The 9,427-nt window shown below is 57.6% G+C and carries 6 protein-coding genes; all 6 read right to left on the bottom strand.

Annotation, left to right across the window (positions count from 1 at the left end; all coding sequences use genetic code 11):
- Positions 1–107 precede the first annotated feature (107 nt).
- The gene (truA, locus tag K8I01_04325) at positions 108–845 is read right to left on the bottom strand and encodes a tRNA pseudouridine(38-40) synthase TruA (GenBank protein ID MBZ0219643.1); all 738 of its coding nucleotides are present in this window, start codon (positions 843–845) and stop codon (positions 108–110) included.
- Positions 846–876: 31 nt separating this feature from the next.
- A complete protein-coding gene (locus K8I01_04320) occupies positions 877–1,899 on the bottom strand; it encodes an aspartate-semialdehyde dehydrogenase (protein MBZ0219642.1) in 1,023 nt (340 codons plus the stop codon).
- A gap of 328 nt (positions 1,900–2,227) precedes the next feature.
- Positions 2,228–3,523, bottom strand: a complete 1,296-nt coding sequence (gene rpoD / locus K8I01_04315) for an RNA polymerase sigma factor RpoD (protein ID MBZ0219641.1) — start codon at positions 3,521–3,523, stop codon at positions 2,228–2,230.
- Positions 3,524–3,740: 217 nt separating this feature from the next.
- A complete protein-coding gene (gene dnaG / locus K8I01_04310; GenBank protein ID MBZ0219640.1) occupies positions 3,741–5,498 on the bottom strand; it encodes a DNA primase in 1,758 nt (585 codons plus the stop codon).
- A 10-nt stretch (positions 5,499–5,508) separates the two neighbouring features.
- Complete coding sequence (locus K8I01_04305) at positions 5,509–7,821, bottom strand: endonuclease MutS2 (protein MBZ0219639.1); 2,313 nt, start codon at positions 7,819–7,821, stop codon at positions 5,509–5,511.
- Between the two features lie 84 nt (positions 7,822–7,905).
- A complete protein-coding gene (locus K8I01_04300) occupies positions 7,906–8,859 on the bottom strand; it encodes a Nif3-like dinuclear metal center hexameric protein (GenBank protein MBZ0219638.1) in 954 nt (317 codons plus the stop codon).
- Between the last annotated feature and the right edge of the window lie 568 nt (positions 8,860–9,427).

The raw sequence follows: 9,427 nt of genomic DNA, 5'->3' as shown, positions 1-9,427 counted from the left end.
CTGCCCCGCCTCGCCCGCCCCTCCCCCAACCCTATGTTCGCTCCGCCTTACGCCCGGGGTGTTTGAAAAAACAAGACCGAGCAGGTGTTGCTACGCGCATTTTTGATTCAATATTCCACCTTAACGAGCACGAGCCCCCTGGCAGGCGCGGTCTGGCTTGCCATTGTCCTATTCCTGGCATCGAGAATGCGGGGGATATCTTCGGGAGAGAGCTTTCCTTTGCCAACGGCAGCGAGAGTGCCTGCGATGATGCGGACCATGTGCCGGAGAAAGGCCGTGCCCCTTACCTCTATTTCCACGAGCCCGCCTTCCTTTTTCTCGATCTCTATGGCGGTGACCTCCCTTCGTGGATGGAGCGCCTCGCATCCGGCGGCCCTGAAAGACGAGAAGTCCTTCTCGCCTATGAGGTGAGAGGCCGCCTGCCGCATTGCGTCCAGGTCAAGGTGATTGAAGATATGCCAGGTGAAGTTACCGAGAAGGGCCGAGGGGTGGTCCCTGTTGATTATCCTGTATACGTAGGTCTTGCCTTTGGAGTCCCTCCTGGGATCGAACTCAGGGGCAGCATCGGACGCCTCCTTTATTACTATGTCCTTCGGGAGGAAGGCGTTCATGCCCTGCATGATATTCCAGCACGGTATGTCGGATTCCGTCTTGAGGCTCGCTACCTGGCCGAGGGCGTGCACCCCGGCATCCGTCCGGGAGGCCCCGGTTATGACCGCCTCTTTTTGCGTGAGCTTTCTTGCCGCTTCGACAAGCGAGCCCTGTAAGGTGGGGAGCCCTTCCTGAACCTGCCAGCCCGCATAGGAGGTGCCTTCGTATTCTATAACGAGCCTTATGTTCCTCATGGCATGGACCGTCGGACAGAGGCGAACCCCGTCAGATATAGTCCTTTATGAGCGCTTCGGCTATCTGGACGGCGTTCAGGGCCGCGCCCTTCCGGAGGTTGTCCGCGACTATCCACATGTTGAGGCCGTTCGGGACGGTGTCGTCCCTCCGTATCCTCCCCACATAGACGTCGTCCGTGCCTGCTGCGTCCGAAGGCATCGGATAGGCCCCCTCGCCAGGCTCGTCTACGACCGTAATGCCGGGAGACTTTGAAAGGAGCTTTTTTACGTCCTTCGGGTCAATGGGTTTTTCGGTCTCGACGTTCACGGATTCGGAGTGGCCGACGAAGACAGGGACCCTTACGGTCGTTGCCGTCACCCTGACCGAGTCGTCCCCGAATATCTTCCTCGTCTCGTTCACCATCTTCATCTCTTCTTTGGTGTAGCCGTTATCGAGAAAGGAATCTATCTGGGGAAGGCAATTGAAGGCTATCCTGTGGGGGAAGACGTTTACGCTCGGCTCCCTCATGTTGAAGAGCTCCTTCACCTGGGTCGATAGCTCCTCCATGGCCTCCTTGCCGGCTCCGGAGACCGACTGGTATGTGGAGACGACTATCCTCTTTATCCGGTACTTGTCATGTATGGGCTTCAACGCGACGACCATCTGTATGGTCGAGCAATTGGGGTTTGCTATGATGTTCTTTTTCGTGTAGAGGCCTATGTCCTCGGGATTGACCTCAGGCACCACGAGCGGCACATCGGGGTCCATCCTGAACTGGCTGGTATTGTCTATCACTATGCAGCCCGCCTTCGCCGCCTTTGGCGCATACTTCGCGCTTACGCTCGCGCCGGGCGAAAAGAGCCCGATGTCAACGCCTTCGAAGCTTTCCTTATCGAGCTCGGTCACAAGCTCCTCGACCCCCTTGAACTCGACCCTTGCGCCCGCGCTCCGCTCGGACGCCAGAAGCTTAAGCTCGCCCACCGGGAAGGCCCTCTCCTCGAGGATCTTCAGGAACTCCTTGCCGACGACTCCGGTAGCGCCTGCTATGGCCACGTTATATTTCTTCTTCTTCACTGGATGCCTCTCTCCATATTTTTGCTTGCTGAAAAACTTCGTTTTTATTCAGGCCGCTCAAAAAGCTCCAGATGCTAGACCCCATTGGAACAGGAGAGCGAGGAATGAGGCGTACTTTTCGTGTACGCCGGAGTGTCCAGCGACGTAGCCTTCGACGCAGATGGACTTTTTCAGCAGCCTGTTAGACTCCAAACTCAAAAACCTCCCCTTCGGGAGGCCTGGAAGCCGTTAAGGGCTTGTAATCTTTAATAATAAGGAAAAGCAACGGGCAAGTCAACCGCTCTCTTTGCACGGTTACGGGATTGTAGATGGGAATCCGGCTGGATGGCTATCTATTGGAGAATGTCTTCAACTTCCTGCACCGTTTCGGGTGCCTGAGCTTCCTTAACGCCTTAGCCTCTATTTGGCGGATCCTTTCGCGCGTGACATTGAAGAACGCCCCGACTTCTTCGAGCGTGTGGTCCTTGACCTCGCCGATTCCGAACCTCATCCGCAGCACCTTCTCCTCCCTGGGGGAAAGAGAGGCGAGCACCTCGTTCATGTGTCCGGTCAGGTCGCTCGTTATCGCCTCGTCATGCGGCACTGCCGCGTCCTTGTCCTCTATGAAGTCGCCAAGGAAGCTATCCCCCTCCTCGCCGACCGGCATCTCGAGAGAGACCGGCTCCCTGGCTATCCTCATTATCTTCCGGACCTTTTCGAGCGGGAGCTTCAGGGCCTCTCCAAGCTCCTCTGGCGTCGGTTCCGTCCCGTTCTCCTGATGGAGGTGATGAGACATGCGGATTAGCTTATTAAGGCTCTCGACCATGTGGACGGGTATCCTTATGGTGCGGGCCTGGTCCGCTATGGACCTCGATATGGCCTGCCTTATCCACCAGGTGGCGTATGTGGAGAACTTGTAGCCCCGCCTGTACTCGAACTTCTCGACCGCCCTCATGAGGCCGATATTGCCCTCCTGTATGAGATCGAGGAACTGGAGGCCCCTGTTCATGTATCTCCGGGCGATGCTCACGACGAGCCTGAGGTTCGCCTTTACGAGCTTGTCCTTTGCGGACTCCATCATCGAGAGGCGGTCTTCTATGCGCGCTACAAGAAAAGAGAGCTCTCCCGACGAGAGGCCTGTACGCTCCTCGACAGCCCTTATTGACGCTCTCGCCTCTTCAGCCCTGGCCGCGTCCTTCCCTGCCTTTGACTTCGGTTCCTCAAAAGCGGCGATACTGTCCAGAAGGGCCCTGGTCTCGGCCTCCGCCCCCTTTAGCTCGTCAAGCACCCTGCCGAATATGTCCGTCTTCTCGTCGATGAAAAGGAGGGCGGATACAAGCTTGCCTCCTGGCCTGGGACTACTATTCTGGCTTGAAAGCCTGGAAATGGCGCTATCGGCCTCCTCTATTTTCCTGAGGACCTCCTGCCTTTCTGTTTCGTCATCCGAAAGGACCCCCTCCTCGCACTCCTGCTCGGCCGGGTCTTCCTCCTCCTTCTCCTCGGCAAGCCTTTTCTTGAGCTTGGCAAGCTCATATGTAAGGAGCCTTGTCTTGAGGATCTCCCTTGTTATCTCGATCCTCCCCTCCTCAATGGACTTTGCGAGCTCTATTTCCTCCTCCTTGGTGAGGAGAAATACCGAGCCCATCTCCTTGAGATACGTCCTTACGGGGTCGGCAGCGGCCGGGCTTCCGCCCGAAGGGCTTTCAGAGGGCTCTTGCGCTCCTTCCTCGCCCTCCTCAATGCGTTCGTCCGCCTCGCGTTCGAAACCGAGGGCTTCTTCAGGGCCGTCCTCTTCACCAAGGCCAGGCCCCTTAATGCGCGGCCCGGCGAAATGGCTTTTCGGCCCGCTTCCGTCCCTTTCCTTATCTATTTCTTTTCCCATGAGGTCCGATCTCAAGCCTTTTCTTCATATCCCGCGCAAGTTCCGATTTTCCCGTCTCTTCGAGGAGCTTTATGCTCCATTCCGCGAACTCCATGGTCGAGGGCTTGACGCCCCCCCTGTTGAACACCGCTTTCAGGCTGTCCTTGAGCATCTTCTCAGGATCTTCAACGAACCCGTCGTCCTCGCGTAGCAAAAGCTCGGCAAGCCGCGCCTTCACCGCATCATCCTTTACGTCTTCGAGGAGGCCGCCGCTTGAAGGCGCCTTCCCCTCCCTGCAGAGGCCGGAGATTATCAGGCCGGCCTCCTTTAGGCCCGGGTCGGTAAACCGCCCTATGGCCTGGTCCACCTCCGGGCTGTAAAAGGCCGGGTGCTTCAAGAGCACCCTTAGGATAATAAGCTCGGGCCTTGGTGTCACGGAGGCCGGAACGCCCTTCATCCTGACGGCTCCGCTCCCCTCAGGCCGGCCCTTAAGAGACCCGTATACCGCCTCGACACCTATGCCTAGAGTCGATGCGACGATCGATGCGTAATGGCCCAGCTCGGCAACATCATTTATACGGGAAAGGTACGCGAGTGATTCCCGCAAATACCTTTTCTTCCCCTCAGGCGCTGTAATATCGGTCTTATCCCTCAAGCTCCGGAGATAAAATTCCATGAGGGTCGGCGCCTCTCTTATGGCCTCCCTGAGCGCCTCTGGCCCGGACAGCTTCAAGAACTCGTCCGGGTCCTTGCCCTTATCGAGGAGGACGGCCCTGCAGGCAACGTCCTCGTTCAAAAAGAGGCCGAGCCCCCTTATGGCCGCCTTCTTCCCTGCCTCGTCAGCGTCGAAGAGGCAGTATATGGAGGCCGTATATCCCTTCAAAAGCCTTACATGCTCTGGAGTCAGGGCCGTGCCCATGGTGGCCACGCCGTTCAGGAAACCGTGCTTTACAAGGGCGACGAGGTCGAAGTAGCCCTCGACCACGATGACGAAGCCTTCCTTTTGTATCGCCTCCCTGGCCTGCGAGAGGCCGAAGAGTGTTTCTCCCTTCCTGAATACCGGGGACTCGGGTGAGTTGAGGTACTTGGGCTGGACCTTGTCGTCCATGGCCCGGCCACCGAACCCTATGACCCTGCCCCTCATGTCCGTTATGGGGAATACTACCCTTCCCCTGAACCTGTCGTAATAGCCGGAGGACTTATCCCTCTTTACTATCAGCCCCGCGCTCCGGGCGGCCTCCGGGTCTATGCCCTTTCGCTTCAAGTGACCCGCAAGTCCGTCCCATCTGTCCGGGGCGAACCCTATCATGAAGGATTTTGCAAGCTCGCCCGTGAGGCCCCTGCCTTTGAGGTACTCCCTTGCCCGGGCCCCCTCCGTGGTCCTGAGCTCTGCCATGAAGTATTCGGCTGCGGCCTTGAGAGCGCTGTAGACCGCCTCCCTTTTATCGGGCGCGCCGCTCCTTACGGACTCGCTTATGGTTATCCCGTACCTCGCGGCAAGCGAGCGGACCGCGTCAGGGAAGGCGAGCCCTTCCTTCTTCATGAGAAAGGTTATTACGTTCCCCGTCGCGTTGCACCCGAAGCAGTAGAATATCTTTTTTTCCTCGCTAACCGTAAACGAGGGGGTCTTCTCCGAGTGGAACGGGCAGAGGCCGAGATGGTTTGCGCCTCTTTTCGTAAGGGGCACGTAGTCCGATACGACCTGGACTATGCTCGCCCGCTCCCTTACCTCCTCTATCTTGTCCTTGGGGATGGCCATCTTCGCGCGCCTACTTGAGCTCTACGACGGTTACGCCGCCGTTTACGGGGGTCCCGTGGTGGAACCCGCCGACAAGAGGGTTGCCCTTAAGGAACTCCTCTACAGCCTTCCCGAGCCTTCCGGTCCCCATCCCGTGGACAATCTCGACGCTCCCGAGGCCGTTCGCGTGCGCGCTGTCGATGAACTTCTCGACCTTTGGCATGGCCTCGTCCACGCTGAGGCCAATGATGTTGAGCTTCGAGGCTAAGTCCATATCGGCGCTAACGCTTATACCTTTAGAGGGCCTGCCCGCCTCGCCGCCCCTCTTCCGTAGCTTGACCCACGGGGCCCAAACCTTCAGATTCCCCATGAGGACCTCGGCCCTTTTGCCGCCAGCATCGATAGCCACGATAACGCCTCTCGAGCTCGAGCCCTCTATCGTCACCTTGTCGCCTTCCGAGGGGACATATTCCTCGGCTTTCCGCTCGAATTTCGCCTTTGCTCTCTCCTTTGCTTTCGCCACTTCCGCGAGTGTCTTTTGAGAGCCCCTGCCACGCTCTTCCCGGAACATGGCTACAGCTTCGCGTATGTCCTCGTCGGCCTTCCTTACTACCGACTCTATGTTCTTTTTCGCCCTCTCGATTATGGCCTCCCGGTTCTTCTTGAGCTTCGAGACGGCCTCATTCCTGGCTGCCTCAAGGCTTGAAAGCCTCTCCTTGATACCCCGTATCTCTTCCTTCTCCCTTTCAAGGGCCCTGATGGACTCGATGAACGCCCCTTCCTTCTCCTTTATGTAGCCTCCGGCCCTTTCTATTATGTCCTGGGGTATGCCAAGGCTCCGGGCAATGGAGAGGCCGAGGCTCGGCCCCGGCACCCCGTAAAGGAGCCTGTAAAGGGGCTTAAGCGTCTTCTCGTCGAACTCGACCGACGCGTTAAGGTATGCCCCGTTCGCCTGCGCGTAGGCCTTGAGGAGATTAAGATGTGTCGTAACTACCGTCCTCGCGCCCCTCTCCCGTAATGTTTCGATCGCGGCGAGAGCGAAGGCGCCGCCTTCTGAGGGGTCGGTACCGGCCCCGGCCTCGTCTATGAGGACGAGCGTCCCGGAAGAGGCCCTCTCAAGGAACTCCTTCATCCTCTTAACGTGCGCCGAAAAGGTAGAGAGGGAAGCTACGATATCCTGCCTGTCTCCTATATCGGAGAGTATCTCCTTAAATACAATGACCTCGCTGCCCTCCCCGGCCGGTATGGGCATGGCGGAGAGGGCCATCAGGGTAAGGAGCCCAAGGGCCTTGAGGGCAACGGTCTTTCCGCCCGTGTTCGCGCCCGATATGACGAGCACGGTTTTGTCCTCGGGTATCCTGATGTCAATCGGGATTGGCGGGGATGAGCCCCTCTTCTCCTTGAAGACCAGTATGGGATGCCTGGCTGAAAGGAGTTTGACTTCGCCCTTTTCACGGATAAGCGGGACGACCCCTTCAACCTCCCTGCCGAATAGGGCCTTGGCCTGGATGAGGTCAAGTTCGGATAGTTCCTCAAGGTCTTTTAAGAGCGAGTCGCGCTGGGAGGCTACCTGCCGGGTGGCCTCCTTCAATATCTCTATCTCCTCGGCCTTCTCCTCCCTCTTTAAAATAGCGACCCTGTTATTGAGCTCAACTAGCTCAATGGGTTCTATAAAGAACGTGGAGCCGCTCCCGGACCTTCCGTGGACGACGCCCTTGAAGGTGGTATGCATCCCCGCCTTTACGGCGAGAACGTACCTGTCGTCCCTTATGGTGATTATGTCTTCCTGGAGGTACTCCCTCGTGCTCTTGTCCGTTGTGATTGAATCGAGTATCCTCCTCGCCCGCTCCTTGTTGCCCCGTATCTCGCGCCTTATATTGTAGAGCGCAGATGAGGCGGTGTCCTTTATCTCGCCCCTCTCGTCGAGTATGCGGGTGAGGGCGTCCCTTAATTCGTTCTGCCAGGAGATGCGGCTGGCCCTTGCCGTGGTCCTCGGGTATTGGCGCTCCGCCTCCCTGGCCTCGAAAAGGGATTTTACAAGCTCAGCGGAAGTAATGTTCGAGAGCACTGAAAGGAGGTCCGGAGGGAGAAGATATGCGCCCTCCGGGTCGGTCCTGGAGAGGATGCCCCTTATGTCTCCGAACCCGCCAAGGGGGAGCGTCCCGGAAGTCTTTACAAATTCCGAGACCTCCCGGTACTCGGCATAGGCCTCCTCGATGGAATGGACGTCCCTGCACGGCCTCTGCGTGAGGAGCTTCTCCCTGCCGACAGGAGTCATGGAAAAAGAGGCCAGCTCAGAAAGGACAGACGGATATTCGAGGCTAATAAGGGTTGTTTCGTCCACGGCAATTACTGATAAGAGGTGTTTTTGCCTGCGCGGCCCTCAGTAGAGGGCCGCGCGCTTTAAAAGGCTGAGACAAGGAGCGCGTCAGGTCCTTGCGACCCTCCTGAAACCCGAGGCCTCCACCACATCGACCCCGTCGAGGATGTTGTCGAGGAGTAGGTTCATCCCGAGGCTGTCGCTCGCTATGTGCCCCGCGATAACGACGTTTACATGGTGTTTCCCGGCCTCTTTCCTGTGGTCCTCGCTTATGTGCATGCCGACGACCGTGCCGATGCCGGAATTCGAAAGCTTCTCGTAAGCGTGCTTGGACCCTCCGGTCCCTCCGGTCATGTCCACGAATACCTTGCCCGCGCTCTTTTTTTCCGAGCCCACGACGGCCTTGGGATGCATGAATACCTCTCCCATGCTGGTCATGTACTCGGGTATCTCCTTCAAGGACTTTATCACGTCCGAGACCTGGCGGGGCCTGGACTCGTCAAAGAGCCTCTGGAGGTATTCGGTCACCGCGTTGTCCGACGGCGTGTGCACGCACATGAGCGGGATATCGAGCAGGCGGGCGGCGTCCACGGCCCTCGTGTGGTTCGTGGGCATGAGCCTCCGCTCGACCTCCCTGATACGCTCGTCCATTATGTCCTCGGCCACGTTTATGGGCACGCCGTATTTGAGGAGTATTCCCGACTGCATGTCCATGACCTCGTAGAGCTTGGCCATTGCCATGCCCTCGGGGTGGTGCGCGATGATGAGGTCTATCCTCTCGCCCTTTTCCCTGAGCCTGTCCGCGAGCACAATCTCGCCCACTTCTATGTCTATGCCGACCAGGACCCGCTTTACTTCCCGTTCCGGATCGCCGTAGAGTATGCGGGAGTCGGAGTAGGGGTTCTTGAGCCGCTCGCTATCGAACCACCTCCGGTCCTTTTCCTTGAGCTCGTCGTATTCTTTTTTCGCGCGCTCGAGCTCGGCCCCGACTTCCTCGGCGCCCCTGGGGTCGAGCTCCATTCCCCTCTTTATCGCCTTCTCATATATCTCTTTTATCTTCATTGTCGAAAGAGCTCCTTCGCGTGGTGTGCATCATTATAGCCCGATTATATCGTAAGTTCTATCTTTTTGCGCCGGCCCGAAGCCGGGGAATAATTGTTTTCGGGCTTGCCGGTCTCTTCAGTGCATAACGCCTTTCACATGACTGCCGCCGCTCTTTTTTGAGATATGGTTTTTCTTTAATTCTGAGAGAATGAACTGACTGATAACCCCGTATCAGCTTTTTGTAAAAGGCCTTTTATCGCGCTGCCGCGCTCTTTTTGGGCATAAGGCTTCGCTCTCTTTCCGCCTCCTTCCTCCGGGCTCGGCCCTCCCCCATCCCTATGTTCGCTCCGCCTTATGCCCGGGGTTGTTTTAAATGCAAAAACAAAAGCGCTGTGAAATTTTTTGTCTTTAACAAACCCCGGAGGGTAAGGCGAGCGCAGCATAAGAGGAAGAGCGTGAACGGGCCGGGGCAGTCAGGAGCGAAGCGACTTTAGGGGCCCGTTGAAGCTTCCCGGCGTAACGCCGGGAAGCTCCGACACAAGAGGAAGATTTCCGGATTTGCATCCGCTCGCTCGACCCCGAAAAA

It is taken from the genome of Deltaproteobacteria bacterium (assembly GCA_019912665.1).
GTDB lineage: Bacteria > Desulfobacterota > GWC2-55-46 > GWC2-55-46 > GWC2-55-46 > UBA5799.
The sequence above is the reverse complement of the archived record's forward strand: the minus strand, read 5'-3'. Positions and strand labels throughout refer to the sequence as shown.

Excerpts from the sequence above, each read along its gene's own strand:
- dnaG (MBZ0219640.1), bottom strand. The coding sequence starts at position 5,498 with ATGGCCATCCCCAAGGACAAGATAGAGGAGGTAAGGGAGCGGGCGAGC.
- K8I01_04300 (MBZ0219638.1), bottom strand. The coding sequence starts at position 8,859 with ATGAAGATAAAAGAGATATATGAGAAGGCGATAAAGAGGGGAATGGAG.
- rpoD (MBZ0219641.1), bottom strand. The coding sequence starts at position 3,523 with ATGGGCTCGGTATTTCTCCTCACCAAGGAGGAGGAAATAGAGCTCGCA.
- truA (MBZ0219643.1), bottom strand. The coding sequence starts at position 845 with ATGAGGAACATAAGGCTCGTTATAGAATACGAAGGCACCTCCTATGCG.